This is a genomic window from Frankia sp. R82 (assembly GCF_023716925.1).
Taxonomy (GTDB): Bacteria; Actinomycetota; Actinomycetes; order Frankiales; family Frankiaceae; genus Frankia.
The window spans coordinates 1-15,844 of the sequence record NZ_JAMQQG010000053.1; the positions used below are offsets into that span (position 1 = coordinate 1).

10 protein-coding genes and 1 pseudogene are annotated in these 15,844 nt (G+C 72.2%); 7 read left to right on the forward strand and 4 right to left on the reverse strand.

Going from position 1 to position 15,844, the window contains the following annotated elements; translation table 11 throughout:
• Positions 1–702, reverse strand: a 702-nt coding sequence (locus tag ND747_RS12785) for a hypothetical protein (protein ID WP_251733748.1), incomplete at its 3' end; no start/stop codon positions are given.
• An 82-nt stretch (positions 703–784) separates the two neighbouring features.
• A complete protein-coding gene (locus ND747_RS12790) occupies positions 785–1,435 on the reverse strand; it encodes an RNA polymerase sigma factor (RefSeq protein WP_251733749.1) in 651 nt (216 codons plus the stop codon).
• A gap of 160 nt (positions 1,436–1,595) precedes the next feature.
• Between ND747_RS12790 and ND747_RS12795 the strand changes: the two genes are divergently transcribed.
• A complete protein-coding gene (locus tag ND747_RS12795) occupies positions 1,596–2,555 on the forward strand; it encodes an SAM-dependent methyltransferase (protein ID WP_251733750.1) in 960 nt (319 codons plus the stop codon).
• On the opposite strand, the gene ND747_RS12800 is transcribed toward ND747_RS12795, so the two are convergent.
• Positions 2,524–3,735 carry an acyl-CoA dehydrogenase family protein gene (locus ND747_RS12800; protein WP_251733751.1) on the reverse strand — a complete coding sequence of 404 codons (1,212 nt, stop codon included), beginning with the start codon at positions 3,733–3,735 and terminating at the stop codon, positions 2,524–2,526. The two genes, ND747_RS12795 and ND747_RS12800, sit on opposite strands and share 32 nt — an antisense overlap.
• Before the next feature lie 265 nt (positions 3,736–4,000).
• Between ND747_RS12800 and ND747_RS12805 the strand changes: the two genes are divergently transcribed.
• Positions 4,001–7,087 (forward strand): AAA family ATPase, encoded by a 3,087-nt coding sequence (locus ND747_RS12805; RefSeq protein WP_251733752.1) that lies wholly within the window; start codon positions 4,001–4,003, stop codon positions 7,085–7,087.
• Positions 7,088–7,105: 18 nt separating this feature from the next.
• A complete protein-coding gene (locus ND747_RS12810; protein WP_251733753.1) occupies positions 7,106–7,426 on the forward strand; it encodes a DUF4242 domain-containing protein in 321 nt (106 codons plus the stop codon).
• 84 nt (positions 7,427–7,510) lie between these two features.
• Here the strand turns inward: ND747_RS12810 and ND747_RS12815 are convergent, their stop codons facing one another.
• The gene (locus ND747_RS12815) at positions 7,511–8,428 is read right to left on the reverse strand and encodes an NADP-dependent oxidoreductase (RefSeq protein WP_251733754.1); all 918 of its coding nucleotides are present in this window, start codon (positions 8,426–8,428) and stop codon (positions 7,511–7,513) included.
• Between the two features lie 130 nt (positions 8,429–8,558).
• On the opposite strand from ND747_RS12815, the gene ND747_RS12820 reads away from it, so the two are divergent.
• The 4 genes and pseudogenes from ND747_RS12820 to ND747_RS12835 form a co-directional block, all read left to right on the forward strand.
• Positions 8,559–8,996, forward strand: a complete 438-nt coding sequence (locus ND747_RS12820) for a helix-turn-helix domain-containing protein (protein WP_251733755.1) — start codon at positions 8,559–8,561, stop codon at positions 8,994–8,996.
• Positions 8,997–9,578: 582 nt separating this feature from the next.
• On the forward strand, positions 9,579–10,265 hold the full coding sequence (locus tag ND747_RS12825; protein ID WP_251733756.1) for a hypothetical protein: 687 nt from the start codon (positions 9,579–9,581) through the stop codon (positions 10,263–10,265).
• A 45-nt stretch (positions 10,266–10,310) separates the two neighbouring features.
• Positions 10,311–14,402 (forward strand): DUF6603 domain-containing protein, encoded by a 4,092-nt coding sequence (locus ND747_RS12830; RefSeq protein WP_251733757.1) that lies wholly within the window; start codon positions 10,311–10,313, stop codon positions 14,400–14,402.
• A pseudogene (locus ND747_RS12835) lies at positions 14,399–15,844 on the forward strand (hypothetical protein); the annotation flags it as partial. The gene ND747_RS12830 and the pseudogene ND747_RS12835, both read left to right, overlap by 4 nt.

Consider the following 15,844-nt stretch of genomic DNA (forward strand, 5'->3'; position numbering starts at 1 on the left):
CCCCGGCCCCCCCGTCACGCCCACCGCCGTCTTCGGCCCCACCGCCCCCCCGACCACGACGCCGCCCGGCCCGACCCGGGTGTCGGCCTGGGCGCCCGGGGCGACCGTGGCGATGACCTGCGTCTCCAGTGCCCGGACGCAGAAGGGGCCCACCTTGTCGCGACCGCCGGCGGCGGTGATCAGAGTGGTCATACCCGGGCCGTCCAGGGCCGTACTGGCTCTGCTCGCCGCGGCCGCCGTGTAGGTGCGGCACAGCGCGAGCAGCGACGCCGAGACGGTGGCACCGGGACTCGCCACGGCGACCTCCGGGGTGGTCACCGTGGCCGAGGGGGTGGCCGTCGCCGACACACTGCTGCCGTCTCCACCGGTGAACGGCAGTGCCCCGGTGCTGGCGGCCACGGCGGCGCCGCCGAGGACGGTGGCGCCGACCGCCGCGGCAGCGACCTTCGTGGCCAGGGCGTTCGCGAGCATCAACTTCAACATCGGTTTTCTCCGCGGCTGGGGGACGTGGCCGAGACGCGCCGCCCGGAAGGCAGCCACCGCTGCCTGCTCGCCGTCAAGCTCCCCGTCGCGCGCCGGAGCGGACGCGGCGGCAAGCAGATCGGCAAGGGGGTCCGGACCGATCCCGGCGTTGGTCGGGTCGCCGTGAAGCAGCCGCTCCGCGTCGACCCGGCCATCCGGACGAGGTCGGTGTGTGCTCATCTCACGTCCTTCAGCGTCGAAGGCCTCGCCGGTGTTACACCCGGCCGAAACCCGTGGTCAGCGCTGCCCGCCGATGTCCCGATCATGATTGTCCGCCGCTGGCCGACCGGCCCTGCCGGCCAGCCGGCTCATCGGGCTGCTCGACCGCGGCGAGCTGTTCGGCGAGCCGGCGCAGGCCACGGTGCGCCGCGGTCCGCACCGCCCCGGCCCGCTTGCCCAGGACCTGTCCCGCGGCCTTCGCGTCCAGGCCCAGCACCACCCGCAGCAGCACCGCCTCGGCCTGGTCCAACGGCAGGCCCGCGATCAGCCGCAGGGCCGTCTCGGTGGACATGGCCTCCAGTGCCTCGCCCGCGGTGTCGTCCGGTCCGGCCAGCTGCGCCGTCACCCACTCGACCGGCACGTCCTCCCGCGGGCGACGGCCCCGCCGCCGCAGGTGGTCGAGCGCTCGGTGCCGCGCGATCGTCGCCGCCCAGCCACGGAACCCGTCGGCATCCCCGCGAAACGTCGACAGATCACGAGCGATCTGCAGCCAGGCCTCGGAGGCGACGTCCTCGGCGTCGTCGCCCACCAGCACCCGCAGGTAGCGCAGCAGACCCGGCTGCACCGCCCGGTAGACCACCCGAAACGATGCCTCGTCTCCCCGCTGCGCGCCGCTGACCGCCGAACGCAGATCCGGCTCCGCCTCGGACGGCGGGTCGATGACCGGTGACTGTCGCGCAGTCCCGCTGGTCACGGCCCCACCACCGGCGACTGTCTCCGCGCTCTCGCTCACCGCGCAGATGATGGAGCCCCTGCCGAGCGGCCAGCGCAGGAGGGTCCGGCCAACCGCGCAGTGATATCCAGTAGGCACGTTCAGTAGAAGCACTCCGGCTGCGTCGAAAGGCAGGCAGGGCATGACGTCCACCAGGGACGACGCGGACACCTGGGACCTGGCATCCAGCGTCGGCGCGACCGCCACCATGGCCGCGACGGCCCGGGCGATCGCGACCCGTGCGGATCCCCGGCTCGTCGACGATCCGTTCGCCGAACCGCTCGTCCGCGCGGTCGGCATCGACCTGCTCACCCGGCTGGCGACCGGCGAGGTGCCCCCGGACGGCCTGGTCGAGCAGGTGGCCATCGACGTGGCCAAAATTCGGGCCAGGTTCTACGACGAGTTCTTCCTGGACGCGACGCACGCGGGCATCACCCAGGCCGTGATCCTGGCCGCGGGGCTGGACTCCCGCGCGTACCGACTGCCCTGGCCGAGCGGAACCGTGGTGTACGAGCTCGACCAGCCCCAGGTCATCGCGTTCAAGACCCGCGCGCTGGCCGAGCTGGGCGCGGCACCCACCGCCGAGCGCCGAGTGGCCGCGGTCGATCTGCGCGACGACTGGCCCGCCGCACTGCGCACCGCCGGGTTCGACCCGGCCCAGCCGACCGCGTGGAGCGCCGAAGGCCTGCTGGGCTACCTGCCGCCCGAGGCACAGGACCGCCTGCTGGACACCATCACCGAACTCAGCGCGCCGGAAAGCCGGGTCGCCACCGAGAGCAGGCCCAACCCGGAACCGGGCGACGAGGACAGCACGAAGGAGGCGCTCAACCGCATCTCCGCACGCTGGCGCGCGCACAGTTTCGACTCCGATCTGGCGAGGCTGCGGTATTTCGGCCCGCGCAACGAAGCGGCTCCCTACCTGACCGACCGCGGCTGGGTGTTGACCGCCGTCAGCATCCGGGACCTGCTCGTCGCCACCGGTCTGGCCCCCCTGACGGACGACGACCTGCGCATGGGGGACGTGCTCTACGTGGCCGGCACCCTCGGATCGCACCGGCCACGGCCCGGGGTCAGCCCCAGCGGGGCTGTTCGTCGGGGTTGATGCCCAGCGAGAACTTCGCGACGAGTTCATGGGTGAGGGCGGAGTTGGCGGGGTGGAAGCGGCCCATCCGGGCGTCGCGGAACAGCTGCTCCATCCGGTTGCGGCGGAAGACCCCGCCGCCACCGGTGAGATCGAGCGCGGTGTCGACGACCCGCCACGACCTGGTGACCGCCACATACTTGGCCGCGATGATCTTCAAGGGCCATTCCGCGCCGTGGTCGACCCCGGCGGACCAGTCACCGGTGACCTGGGCGAGCAGGGCGTCCACGGTCTCGAGATCCATCCGCATCTCGGCGACCTCGTGCTGCACCTCGGGGTGGTAGGCCATGGAGCGGGTGAGCGCGATCGAGGTGCGCTGGTGGACCTTCTCGACGGTGAGGTCGAAGGCGCGGTGGGCGATCCCGGCGTAGACGTTGGCGAACCCCAGCAACGCCCAGGCGAAGATCCCCACCTGGAACGGTCCCGCGCCGGCGAACCCGGCCGGGCAGACCAGCGGGACGTTCTCGTCGGCGACGAAGGCACGGTCAAGCACGGTGTCGTTGCTCTCGGTGGCCCGCATGCCCAGGACGTCCCAGGTGGGTTCGATGCGGTAGCCCTTGGCACTGCGCGGGATGAAGCCGTGCACGATCCGCGGGTTCGCGGGGTCGCTCAGGTCGGTGCCGTGCACGCCGAACCAGTCCCACACCGGCGACAGGCTGCCGAAGATCTTGTGGCCGGTGAACTCCCAGCCGCCGTCGACCCGGTCGGCCCGGGTCGTCGACGCCAGGATCGGAACGTCGTTGCCGGCTTCGCCGTGGCCGGCGGCGAACACGTCCCCCGCGGCGGCCCGTTCGAGAATCCAGACGCAGCTGCGGTCGCCGGCGCGCAGCAGGTCGGCGGCGAGCCCCGTCCAGTAGAAGTGCATGTTGACCGCGATCGCGGTGGCCGGGGCGTGATAGGCGAGCCGGCGTTGGGCCCGGCCGATCTCGGCGAGGGTGAGACCGGGGCCGCCGAACTCGGCGGGCAGCGCCAGGTCGAAGTAGCCGCAGGCCCTGAGCTCCTCGAAGTCCTCGGTGAAGAACCGGTTCTCCCGGTCGTAGGCGGGGGCACGGCGGTCGAAGCGGGCGAGCATCTCCTCGTCGAGGATCCCGGGCGCGTTCGCCCTCGACGCTGCGGTGGTGGGGGCCGCGGTGGTGGTCATCGGCGTTCCTCTCGGCACTGCGATCGGTGCTGTGATCGGTCGCCTCCGACGCTAGGAGCCGTTCGTCGTCCTGCCATGACCAGCGTTGACCCTCCTCGCCGGCGACGGGCTGGCCCGGTACTGCTCCGCAGGTTCAGATCTGACCAGTCGGCTGGCCAGTTGCCGACAGGTACTTGCCACCGCTCGGGATGGCGGGCACTGTCTGTGCAGGCCCGCGACGGGTGATCAGGACAGCGGCGAGGGCGACACAGCGGCGAGGGCGACGGTGAAGGCGGCGGTGCGGGTGGACGGCGCTCGGCCTGCGCTGCCTGCCCCTGCGCTGCCTGTCCCTGCGGCGCTCCAGGTTGTCCCGCGCTTCGGCTTCGTGGGCCGGACGGGGGAACTGGCCCGGCTGCGCGAGCTCTGGAAGCAGTCCGAGACCGGTCACCGGGTCGCCCTCGTGAGCGGTGAGCCCGGGGCCGGCAAGAGCCGACTGGTGCGGGAACTCGCCCACGAGGTGGCGGCGCGCGGCGGTCAGGTTCTCTACGGCGTGTGCGACCCGACCGCGTCCATGCCGTACCAGTCGGTCGCCGAGGCGCTGGGCCACCTGCTGCGCCAGGCCGACCCCGACGAGCTCGCCGTCGACATCGGGCCACTCGGCGGCGAGCTGACCAGGCTGTTCGCGGACCTGCCGCGCCGGGTGAGTGGGCTGTCGGCGCCCCGAACGTCGTCGTCCGGGGCCGAACGCCACCGGCTGCACACCGCGCTCGTCGACCTGCTGGCCAACGCGAGCGCGCGCCGGCCGGTGCTGCTGGTGCTGGACGACCTGCAGTGGGCGGACCGATCGACCCTGCTCCTGGTGCGCCACCTGCTACGGGTCAGACCCGACGCGCGGGTGCTGCTGATCGGGGTGTTCCGCGACACCACCGAGATCGGCGAACCCCTCGCGGACACCCTCGCCGACCTGGCGCGCGTCGACGCGGTCGCCCGGTTGCGGTTGGGCGGGTTCGACGAGGCGACGGTCGCCGAGCTCGTCGACCGGGCCGGCGGGGCCGCTCCCGACGATCATCGCGCCGCCGTGACCCAGACGATGCGGGCGTTGACGCGGGGCAACGCGTTTCTGCTCGGCGAGCTGTGGTGTCACCTCGTCGAGACCGGTGTCGTCCAGGGCACGGCGGCCGGGTGGCGGCTGGTCGGTCCGCTGGCCGACGTCGGCAGCCCCGGCAGCGTTCGCGAGGTCGTCACCCACCGGCTCGCCCGGCTGGGACCCGCGACCCGGGCCTTGCTGGAGGTGGCCGCGACGGTGGGGCCCGAAACGGATCTGAGCCTGCTGCGGGCGGCCACCGACCTCGACGAGGCGGCGCTGCTCACGGCCCTCGACGAAGCCCTGACCAGCGCCACCCTCTTACCGGTCCCGGGCTCCCACCACCGTTACCGGTTCACCCACGAGCTGGTGCGCCGCGCCGTCGTCGACCAGCTCACCCATGTCCGGCGGGCGCTGCTGCACCTGCGGGTGGCCGAGGCCGTCGAACGCACCCCGGGCGACGAGACCCGACGCACGGTCGATCTGGCCACCCACTTCGTCGCGGCGACCGCACTGGGGCGGACCGACAAGGCCGTCACCTACAGTCTGCGGGCCGCGGAGCTGTCCATGCGCCAGTTCGCTTTCGACCGGGCGGCGGATCTGCTGCGCTCGGCGCTGGAGCTCGGGGTGCCGGCCGCCGAGCAGGGCCGGGTGCGGCTTCGGGCCGGCGACGCCCTGCGAGCGGCCAGCCGCTGGCGGGAGGCCCTCGACTGCTACCGGGCCGTCGTCGGCATCGCCCGCGACACCGACGACGCCGTCCTGCTCGCCCAGGGTGCTCTCGGCATCGAGGAGACCTGCTGGCGGCCGGGGATCGTGGCCGCCGAGACGTCGGCCGTCCTGCTCGAGGCGCTGAGCGCGCTGGGCAACCGGGCCGCGGGGCTACGGGTGCGCCTCCTGGCCGCGCTCGTCCGGGCGCACGGCTATGCCGGTGATCGGCAGCGGGCGGCCACGGCGCTGGCCGATGCCGTGGCGCTCGCCCGCGCCCAGTCCGACCGGCAGCCGCTGGCCTGGGCGCTGGCCCAGAGCTACTGGGGGCGCGGTACCCGCGACGGCGAGCAGGTGCTGGCCGCACTGGACGAGGCCCTCGCGCTGGCCGCGGAGACCGACAACGACGACCTCGGCTGTTCCATCCGGACATGGCGGCTGCCGGTGCTCGCCGAACTCGGACGCCTCGACGACCTGCGGCACGAGATCGTGGCCTACCGGGCCGCGGCCGAACGCCTCGGCCAGCACCACTACCTCTACGCCTGCGAGCAGTCCGCCGCCGCCGTCGCGCTCGCCGGCGGCCGTCTCGCCGAGGCCGCCGCCGCGGCGGACCGCGCGCTCGAGCTGAGCCGGGTCGAGGGGTACGACGCCTCCGGCGCCCATGGCATCCAGATGTTCGGGGTCCGCAGGGAACAGGCCCGGCTGGGTGAGCTGACCCCGGTCGTGACGCTGCTCGCCGCGCGGCCCGACCCGGGAGCGGTGTGGCGTCCGGCGCTTGCCGTGCTGTTCGCCGAGCTGGGCTGGGCCGACCAGGCCCGCGAGGAGATCGGCCGGCTGTGCGCCGACGCCTTCGCCGCGCTGCCGCACGACTCACTGCGGGTCGCGGCGCTGACCTACCTGGCCGACGCCTGCGGGACACTCGCAGACGCCGAGCACGCCACGCAGGTCTACGACGAGCTGCTACCGCTCGCCGGAAGCGTCATCGTCGTCGCCGGTCTCGTCGCCTGCCACGGCGCGGCGGACAGGTACCTCGGCGTGCTCGCCGCCTGTTCGAAGCGGTGGGACGACGCGCAACGGCACTTCACCGCCGCCATGGAGATCAACAGTAGGATCGGCGCGTGGACCTGGCTGGCTCGGACGCGGTGCGGCCACGCTCGGATGCTGATGACCCGGCGCGACCCGGGTGATCTCGAACGGGCCGGCGTCGAGCTTGCCGCGACCCGCCAGGTGGCGCTGCGCCACGGCCTGACGGCCATCCTGAGCGAGGTGGCGACGCTGTCCGAACAGGTGGCAGCACTGTCCGAACAGGCGGCACTGTCCGAACAGGCGGCGGCCGGCGCGAGACCGAGCCTCCGGTGGGATCCGGCGCCCTGCGGACTGACCGGGCGGGAGGTCGAGGTGCTGCGGCTGCTCGCCCGCGGGCACAGCAACCGCCAGATCGGCCAGGCGTTGTTCGTCAGTCAGAACACCGCCGCGAACCATGTCCGCAGCATCCTGATGAAGACGTCATCCGCCAACCGGACCGAGGCGGCCTCGTTCGCTTACCGCAACGGGCTCGCCGACGAGGCCGGCCACCAGAACTGACCGGGGAAAGGAAAGCTCGTGCCGCTGTTCCTGGTGGAGCGTGCCTATGCCGAGCAGATGGAGCTGGCCGACCTCGGCCTGGGCGCACTCGACGCCGAGGACGTCGAGGAGGGTCTGCGCTGGGTGTTCTCGTTCCTGAGCGCGGACCAGCGAAAGTCATACTGTCTGTTCGAGGCGCCGACCGCCGAGGTCGTCCGGGCCGCGGCGAGAAGATCAGGACTGCCCGAGGCGGTGGTGGTCGAGGTCGACCGGGTCGACCGGGTGCTCGCGGAGACCCTGCCCGCCGGTGATCGGCCGGCGCCGCCCACGCCCGGCGCCGGCATGCCGCTGCGAACGTGAGAGCCGCTCATCGGCCTGCTCACCTGTCTCCTCGACGCGGACACCGGTCCGTCGGGTGCACCGCAGGGTCCCCGCTCCTGATTCTCAGGGCACCAGGACGTACCGTCCACGCAGGCCGCCCTTGGCGACCTCCCGGTGCGCGTCGGCGACCTGGTCGAGCGGCACCACGGCGTGCACGCGGGCGGGCAGCTCGCCGCTCACGGTACGGGCGAGCAGGCCGGCGAGCCGCGGCCCGTCGGGGTGCGCGCTCACCGCGACCACGGTGATCCCCCGCTCGGCGGCCGGCATCACAGCGGGCTGCACGCCGACGAACCGCCCGCCGTCGCGGACCAGGGCCACCCCCCGCTCCTGGAACACGCCCCCGTCGGCCACCGCGTCCCAGCCGGGCTCGGCCGCCGTGGTGAAATCGGCGCCGAGACCGCGGACGAACTCCTCGTCCTGGGCCCGGGCCAGGCCGGTCACCCGCCAGCCACGATCGGTGGCCAGGGAGACGACATAGGCTCCCACGGCCCCGGCGGCCCCCGTCACCAGCAGGCGGTCGCCGTCGGCCGGGGCGTCGCCGAGCAGGTCCATGATCTGGGCGGCGGTGAGCGCGTTGAGCGGCACCGTGGCCGCCGCGACCAGGTCCAGGCCGTCGGGCACGACGGCGACGTCCGCGGCCGACACCACCAGCTGCTCGGCGTACGGACCGAAGTCCCGGTCCAGGCCCGCGATCAGGCCCGCGACCCGGGTGCCGACCGCCACGTCGACGCCAGGTCCGGCCGCGGCCACGGTGCCGGCGAAGTCCCAGCCCAGGCCCGTGCGATCGGGCTGGTTGATCAGCCCCAACGAGTGGAAGAACCCGCCCGCCACGGCGAGATCGACGGGGTTGACCGTCGCCCCCGCGACCTCCACCCGAATCTCACCGGGACCGGGTTCGATGACCGGAACCTCGATGAGGTCGATGGGCCGCGGACCGCCCGGGTCACGGACGACGGCCATCCGGAACGTGGCTGCGCTCATGAGATTTCCTCCTGCTTGGAGCTCCTGGCCGGAGCTGGTGACCGCACTATGGAACAGGTACTCTCCACTGGGAAGTAGGCACCCAGAAGTACGTAACCCACCCTGAGGAAGCCAAGATGAGGAAGCCGAAATGCCGACCCTGACGTCCGCCCAGCGCCGGGCGCAGGCCAGGCAGGAGTACGACGCGTTCCTAGCGGGCTGCCCGAGCCGCCAGCTCCTCGACCGGATCTCCGACAAGTGGGTCACCCTGATCCTGGCGGCACTGGGCGACGACGACGGCTCCTGCGGCCAGGTCGCCGGGCCGGCGCGGGCGATGCGCTACTCCGAGCTCTCCCGGCAGCTGGCCGGGGTCAGCCAGAAGATGCTCACCCAGACGCTGCGCGCCCTCGAGCGCGACGGCCTGCTCACCAGAACCGTCACCCCGACCGTGCCGGTGACCGTCCGCTATGAGCTGACGGACCTCGGCCTGTCGCTCCACCAGGCGATCCGGGCGATCAAGTCGTGGGCCGAGGAGCACATGGACGAGGTGATACGCAGCCGGGAGACGTACGACGCCCACGCCACCTGACACATTCCAGGGGTGGGGGTGGGGGTGGGAGGGGGTCCGCGGGCCAGCCCCGCGGCGGGATGCCGGACGTTCGGCACAGACCCGTCCTCCCGCACCGGCCGAGCAGTCCGGGCCGGCCGTCGCGAACCATGTGCCCTCTACGCACCGTTCCACCGACCGTCCGTCGAGGCACCCGACCACCAGCGGGCGATTCTGGTCGACGCCGCCCGTCCGGCCGGCCGGCTTTCGCTGCTTTCGCAGCTCACGGGCTTGGCGGCGCAGGTCTGCGCCCGAGCCGCCGCGGCGCGACCATCGAAGGACGGCCCGGACACCCCGGAAAAACGGGGATAACTGTGCGTGATTTTCCGCAAACACCACCCGTTCCGGGTGGGGATTCCCTAATCTGGTGCCCACGGGTTTTCATCGATCTCTCTGGGTGTGGTGCGCACTCTCGTAGCGGACCTCTCTGTATGCAACGGGAACTGTCGCGGTCCCGCCGCCTGCCTGGGAGCAGGTACCGGCACCGGCGGCGTACGTGGCGTATGTGATCGTCAGGCGGAGCGTGGTGCAGTCCCTTGAAAAAGAGCCGGGAGGAGACACGCCATGGTGGGGGTCGGCCACAATCTGCTGATGCCCGAGGACAGAGTCGGTCATCCGTACCGGTCGGCCGGGCCCGCCCGGGTGTCCGGCAGAGAGGTTCAGCTCACCTACCATCACGCCGTCCCCTACAGCAGGATCAGAGACTTCTGGGACAAGGCCGCCGGCGCGGACACGCTCCGCCGGAGCAGCTTCTTCCTGAAGCTGCGCCGTGGACTCGGAAAGGGCTTCTACGTCGGACTGGGAAAAACCGAGAACAGTCGCTTCAAGGAAGCCGATCGCAACCAGACCGGCGAACTGTCGAGAAAACTGTACTCACGCGATGTTTTCCACACCTCGGACAGGTCGGCCGCGTACTCACGACCCGAGGGCTGGGACAACTTCGTGACCGTCTACACCTGGCTCCCCGGAAACCTTTTCGTGGGGCCGACCAGGCGCTCCGACGACCCCGGGGACAGCTTCGAGAAGGCCGCCAGGCCCATTTTCGAGAGATACGGCGCGACCCACTTCAAGGAGCTCCTCGATCTCGACGAGAAGATCCGCGAATATCTGGCCACCGAGACCGGAGGATCAGCTGGACCGGCCTTTGAGATTCTGGCCTCCGTGGCCAGGTATCCGGTCATCGTGCCGTTCGACGAAAAGGACTGGGGCTGGGGCGCCGACGGCAGGGCCTACATAAAGCGCAACAGGTGAGGATCGGCGTGACGCGGAGAGCTCCGATTTCCCGGGAGAGGTCCAGTGGATCTTGATGCCCTGAAGGCGCATGTGCTGGGCCTCGGCGATCCGCCGACGCTGTCCGCCGCGGACACCGCGCTGCCCGACCGACTGCGCGACCTGCTGGCGACGTTCCCGGATGGCCTCTGCCGCGGCGGGCCGGGCACCGGCGCACCGGCGGTGGACGGCGGGCGCACGACACTGACTCTCCCGCTGGTCTGGGAGTCCGCCGCCTGGCCGGCCGGTACGCCGGTGACCATGGCGGTCAGGCAGGTCACGGTGATCGTGACGAGCCAGGGCCTGGCCACGCTCACCCTTGACGGCACCGTCGGTGCGGTGGAGGTCGAGGCGACGCTGACCGTGGACGATCTCGGGCAGCCGGTCGCCGCCGTGCGGTCCGTGCGTGACGGTGCCTTCGCCGGTGCGCTGGCGGACCTCGGCAGCCGGATCGGCGGCGCCGAGGTGTGGCAGCAGGCCCGGGACGGGCTGCACGTGTTCGGATTTGATGTCGAACGCATCGCCGGTTTCGACTACGGCTTCACCGAAAAGACCGGATCGGCGCCGACGACCTACGCGGTGACCGCCGTGGCCCTGGTGGCCGCGCTCGATATCAGGGCGCTGCCGCTCGAGGTCGGGGTGTGGTTTCCCGAGCTGAGTGTCATCGGCTCGCTGCGCGACGGCACCCCGATCGCGGCCCGGTCGCTGCTGGCGTCCTTCGGTATTCCCGTGGACGGGATTCCCGATCTCGGTACGGTCAGCGAGCTGTCGTTTCTCGCCGTGCTCGGTGACGTGTACGTGCTCCAGGCGAAGGTCTCGGGTGACTGGGCGATCGGCCCCGAGCTCGCGATCAGATCCCTGTCCCTTTACCTGGGCTACAACAGCGTCGAGGGATTCACCGCCCGGGTCGGCGGCACGGTGTCGATCGGCTCGATGCTGAGTATCGACCTGTCGGCCGGGAGGGTCGGCGGCGCGCAGGGCGGCTGGGTCTTCAGCGGCGGCCTCACGGCGAGCGAGAACCTCGGCATGGCACAGGTGATCGACGCACTGGGGCTGACCGACGTGCCCGGGCCGGTCAGATCCCTCGAACTCACCACCCTGACACTTTCGTACACCACCGGTTCGTCCTCCCTCGACTTCGTCTGCGCGGGCGACCTGACCATCGCGGACGGGGTCACGGCCACGCTCCGCGTGACGGTGACCCGCGACGGCTCGGATACCCGCTACGGCGGAACCCTCGACGTCGACGGGTTCACCTTCGAGGTCGACTTCGACGAACAGAAATCCGGCGCCGACATCCTGGTCGCCACCTATCACGGTGCCGCGGAGGGCACCGAGATCGTGCTGCGCGACTGGGTCGCGCATTTCTCCGCGGACCTTGCGGCCGATGTGCCCGACAGCCTGCGGATCGGGCTGAAGGACGCCAAGTTCGTGCGGGTGAAACCCGCCGACGGACTGGCCCGATTCTGCCTCGGGGTGGACCTCTCGGCGGGTTTCGACCTTTCCCAGCTTCCGCTCGTCGGTGGGTTTCTGTCGACGTTCGGGACGGTGGGGGTGGACAACCTGCAGGTTCTCTACAGCTCCGGGGTCTTCGACGCGCAGACGGTCGCCTCGGTCAACGGGCTGCTCGGGCCGGCCAAGGTGGTGGCCCTCCCGGCGGCCGGGCTGGCGACGGGCGTCGGCGCGCTGGCCGACCTGCGGATCGGGCCGGAGACCACGTCGGTCGCGCTCGGCGTGCCGTCCTCGACCGCCGGCAGCGGTGGTGCCGGCGCCGGCGGCAGCGGGGGCGGCGAAATCCCCGGGAAGTCCGCCGCCTCCGGCTCCCCTGACCCATCCAGCACACCTGACCCGTCCAGTACGCCGGGCTCGTCCAGTACGCCGGACACCGCCGGGACGGGGAGCTCAAGCGTCCACTGGGTGTCGGTGCAGAAACAGCTCGGCATCGTCCACCTCAACCGGGTGGGGGTGCTCTACCAGCACAACGTGCTGCTGTTCGCGCTGGACGCCTCGGTAGCCCTCGGCCCGCTGGCCCTCTCCCTGGACGGTCTGGCGGTCGGCTCCCGCCTGGACAGGTTCACACCGACGTTCCGCCTCGACGGCCTCGGTATCGGCTACAGCGCCGCACCGGTGGAGATCTCCGGCGCGCTGCTGCACCTGCCCGACGACCAGCTTCCGGCCACGGTGGCGTTCCAGTACGACGGCACGGCCACGGTCGGCCTGCAGAGCTTCTCGCTGGCGGGACTCGGCTCGTACGCGCAGCTGACCGACGGCGCTCCGTCGCTGTTCGTCTTCGCCCAGCTGGAGGCGCCGCTGGGCGGGCCGCCGCCGGTCATCGTGACCGGGCTGATGGCCGGGTTCGGCTTCAACCGGGAACTGACGCTGCCGGCCCCGCGGGAGGTCTCCGGCTTCCCGTTGCTGAGCCTGCACAAGCAGGGACCTGCCGCCGGGCACACACCCTCCCACGTCCTCGACGTCCTGGAAGGGCGGGAGCCGGCGGTGGCCGGCAGTCAGCCACGGCGGTGGATCGCCCCCCGTGAGGGCTCGTACTGGCTGGCTCTCGGGGTCGAGTTCACCGTCGCCGAGGTGGTGAACGCCAGGGTGCTGCTGGCCGCGGAGATCGGTGCGGAGCTGGCGCTGGCCGTGCTGGGCCTCGCGACGATCCAGCTGCCGCTGCCCACCGAGTCCGCCAGCACCACCTACGTCTACGCGGAGCTGGGTGTGGAGGCCGTCATCCGGCCGCTGCAGGGCAGCGTCGAGATCGCCGCGCAGCTCTCCCCGGCCTCCTACGTGCTCACGCCCGCCTGTCATCTCACCGGCGGGTTCGCGGCCGCGACCTGGTTCGGGTCCAACCCCCACGCCGGCCAGTTCGTCGTCACCCTCGGTGGCTACCATCCCGCGTTCGCCCGGCCCGCCTACTATCCCGACGCGCCGCGCCTGGGAATCGACTGGGCGGTCAGCGCCCATGTGTCGATCAGGGCCCAGGCATATCTGGCCGTCACGCCGTCGTGCGCGATGGCGGGTGCGCGGCTCGAGGTCCTGTTCCACGAGGGACCCATCCGGGCCTGGTTCACCGCGCAGGCCGACATGCTGCTGTCCTGGCGGCCGTTCTCCTTCGCCGCGCGCATTTCGGTGAGCATCGGCGCATCCGGCAGGGTCAACCTGGGGTTCATGCACGTCACGCTCAGCGGTTCGGTGGGCGCCACCCTGTACCTGTGGGGGCCACCGACCGGCGGTTCGGTCACCGCGCACTTTCCTCTCATCGACGTGACCGTCAGCTTCGGCGGCTCCCCCGGCGGCACCGAGACCCGGGCCCTCGGCTGGGACGTGTTCGCCAGCATGCTCCCGAAGCCGGCGGACGTCGTCACCATCGCGCCGGTCGCCGGCGTCGACGCCGCCGTGGCGGACCCAGGCTCGGGCTCGGGCGCGGGCGGCGGCAAGACGTGGCAGGTGCGGGCGCGGGACCTGCGCCTGTTCACCCAGTCCGCGGTGCCGGCCAGCCACCTGCGCACGGGTGACGCACCGCTGGCCGCGGCCGGGCCCGCGGACGGCCCCCTGGTCGACGTGCGTCCCATGGATCGCACCGGTCTGGTCGGTGAGCACCGGCTGCGACTTTTCCAGGCGGACCGACCCGCGTCGACGGACGGCTGGACGTTCACCGCCCGCACCCGCGGCGTGCCCGCGTCGCTGTGGGGCGCCCCACCGAGCCCGTTCAGTCACACGCCGACCGAACCCAGCGCCGAGGTGCTGGCAAACCGTCCGGTCGGCTTCGACGTCCAAGCACCCCGGCCCGAGCTGGCCGCCTCGCGCGGAGTCCTCCCGCTGAGCGAGTACCGCGCGGACGAGCTGACGCCCGGCCTGTCGCCGCTGCCCTGGGAGCCGGCCGCGGACGGCGAGGTCGTCGGTATACCCAACCCGTCCTGCGTGGATTTTCTCGGGCGCCTCGACCGTGGCGACGCGCGCAGCGGACGCGAGCAGATGTACGCCGCCCTGGCCGACGCGTTGCTGCTCACCGACCTCGACGACAGCGCACTGGCAGGTCTTGCCGCGGGCGCGGCCCATTTCTACCGCCAGACGCCCCTGGTCCAGAGCAGCACCCAGGACGCGGGGAGTCACCGATGAGCCCGAGCCCACAGCACCCCGCCCGCGACACGATCCCGCTGGGGGACGTGGAGCTGCACGACCACTATCTGCCCGCCCTGCCCGCCGGCGACTACCGGATCGAGGTCACCCACACCCTGCGTGGTGGGGAGGGGGACGGCGCGCCGGTCGTCGGCGGGCCGTTCACAGCCGTCCAGACGTTCACCGTCCGCGGTCCGCAGGTGCGCATCGACGCCGACGCGGTGGTCGCCCGGCAGCCTCCCGACGCCTCCAGCGGCCGGTTCGCCGACGTCCTGCCGCACGTGGTGCTCGGTGACCCCATGCTGGCCTGGGAACGTCCCCTCACCGGGGCGTCGCGGGACACCCCGTGGCTGGCCCTGCTGGTGTTCACCGATGAGCAGCTCGTCGGTGGCAGCACCGCCCCGACCCGCACCATCTCCGCCACCGTGGCGGACTTCCTGGCCGACGACCCCGCCGTGCTCAAGCCCGCGCTGACCCTGGAGTCCGACGTCGGCCCCGGCGACCCGTGCGTGTACATCCAGGTCGCGGCGGCCGAGTTCCAGGCCGTGGCGCCCCGCCTCGACGAGCTGCGTCTGCTCGCCCACTGCCGCGGCGCCAACACCGAGGACCGGTCCATCCTGGGCCTGGCCGAGGACGGCCTGTTCTCCGTCGTCGTCGCGAACCGCTTCCCGAGTGCCGCCCCGCCCGTCGCACCCGGTGCCGACCCCGGGACGGGCACGAAGAACATCGTGCATCTCGTCTCCCTGGAAGGCCACGAACGGATCCTGGTGGACGCGCCGGATCTGCGGGGCCGCTGCGCGGTGGCGCTGCTGTCGTTGTGCAGCTGGTCGTTCCAGGCCCAGCCCGACCGCGAGGCGGACTTCGCCGACCTGGCCGAAGGGCTCACCCGTACCCCGAGCGGCGCCCCGGCCGGCCGTGAGCAGATGTGGCTGCGGCTGCCCGCCGCAGCACAGCACGCCGACACCGCCGCCGGACGTCACGTGGCCGGCCGTCTCGACGACGGGTACCTGCCGTTGCCCTACCTGACCCGTTCGGGCGAGGCCACCTACGGCTGGTACCGCGGGCCGCTGACCCCCGTGCTGCCCGTGGCCACCGACCGGGCGGCGCAGGCCGTCACCGCCGACGCGCTCATCGCCTACGACCCGGCCTGGGGCAGCTTCGACCTGTCGCTGGCCACCGCGTTCGAGACCGGCCGGGCGCTCGCCCTGGCCGACGCCCCCTTCGCCCAGCACCTGCTCGCGTTCAAACAGGCCACCCGGCAGCTGGTCGACACCCTGCACCATCAGGCCACCAGCACCCACCTGCACCAGGCCGAACCAGTCGGCGGGCGCACCCGGCCGGCGATGGCACGCACGGCGTTCGGCACGCTGCTCGACGGCCACCTGCTCACCGCGCTGGGCACGCCACCGGGCCGGCCCAGCACCGCCTGTCCCCGCCGGCAC